This is a genomic window from Hydrogenophaga taeniospiralis CCUG 15921, from assembly GCF_001592305.1.
Taxonomy (GTDB): Bacteria; Pseudomonadota; Gammaproteobacteria; order Burkholderiales; family Burkholderiaceae_C; genus Hydrogenophaga; species Hydrogenophaga taeniospiralis.
On sequence record NZ_BCWR01000035.1, the window covers coordinates 1 to 1371 of the forward strand.

Here is a 1371-nt window from a genome sequence, read left to right on the forward strand (position 1 = left end):
CTCGGCCGATGCGGTGTTGATGCTGTCGGCCGCCGTGCGCAGCTCGTGCATCATGCCCAGGAAGCGCCCGCGCATGCCTTCGACCTCCTGCACCAGGCGACCGATCTCGTCGCGCCGGGTGCTGCGGAATTCGCGCGTCAGGTCGCCCTGGGCCACGCTGGTCACGGCCTGGGTGAGGTCGGCCAGCGGGCGGCTCACGTTGTGACGCACCAGCCAGAACAGGCCCAGGCCCAGCAGAGCCGTGGTCGCGGCCAGCAAGGCCCCAAAGGCGTACATGGTGGACCAATGGGAGGCCATGGCCTCGGTGTCGGACACCTCCACCACCACCCACCAGCCGGCCTGGGCCTCGCGCTTGACCGCCCAGGGGTGGGACATGCCGGCGTCGAACAGGGGCGTCATGTCGGACGCGAAGGCCTCCGGCGTGGCGCGCAGCGTGGTCAGCAGGGCGTCGGCCTCGGGGAACACCTCCAGCACCTTCTTGCCGCTGGCCGTGGGGTGCAGCACGAACACGGCCTCGGCGTTGTTCTGGCGCGGATCGATCAGGTAGGTGCCGCCGGTGGCGAAGAAGCGGGCCTCGTCAACCAGTTTTTTCAGGCTGGCCTGGAAATCGGTGACGTCGAACCCGATGAAGAGCAGGCCCACGACCTGCCCGGCATCGTTCTTCACCGGCTCGTAGTGGGTCATGTAGGGCTTGCCGAACAGCACCGCGCGCCCGGTGTAGGTCTGGCCCTTCAGCATCAGCGGGTAGGCCGGGTGTTCGCGCGCCAGCATGGTGCCCACCGCGCGTTCTCCGTTTTCCTTCTTGAGCGAGGTGGAGACGCGCACGAAGTCGTCGCCCTTGCGCATGAAGATCGTGGCCACACCTCCGTTGTGCTGGTTGAACGCGTCCACCTCGGAGAAGTCGTCGTTGAGCAGCATGCCCCAGCTCTTGAGATGGCCGGACGCCGCGTCGAGCTCGAAGGTGTCGGCGAACTTCTTGCGAAACGGCCGGTAGGCCCGGTCGGTCATGAGGCGGGCCGTGGTGTCGAAGGCGTCCACCGAGTCGACCACGGAGCGGGCCTTGTCGCCCACCCACTGCACGAGGTCCTCGCGCGAGCGCTGCTCCGCCACGATGGCCATCGCCATGCTGACGATGAGCAGCACGCCGGCCAGCAGGGCCACCGCCAGCAGGGCCACGCGGCGCGCGATGGATCGGTTGTGAATGTTGGGTGTTTTCATGCCTGCTCCTCCTTCGATGTTGTGTCTGTCCAGGGTCGTAGCCGGTTCACTGCAGGCTCTGGGCGCCATCCATGAGGCCCATGTCGGCGCTGGACATCAGGGCTTCGATGTCCATCAGGATCAGCATGCGTTCGCCCACGCTGGCGATGCCGG

Annotated in this window: 1 protein-coding gene and 1 pseudogene; both read right to left on the reverse strand. The window is 67.3% G+C overall.

What is annotated here, in order from left to right; genetic code table 11:
- A partial coding sequence (locus HTA01S_RS24345) for a Cache 3/Cache 2 fusion domain-containing protein (RefSeq protein WP_169804811.1) occupies window positions 1-1218 on the reverse strand: 1218 nt, incomplete at its 3' end.
- A gap of 46 nt (window positions 1219-1264) precedes the next feature.
- Window positions 1265-1371, reverse strand: a pseudogene (locus HTA01S_RS26120) (chemotaxis protein CheW); the annotation flags it as partial.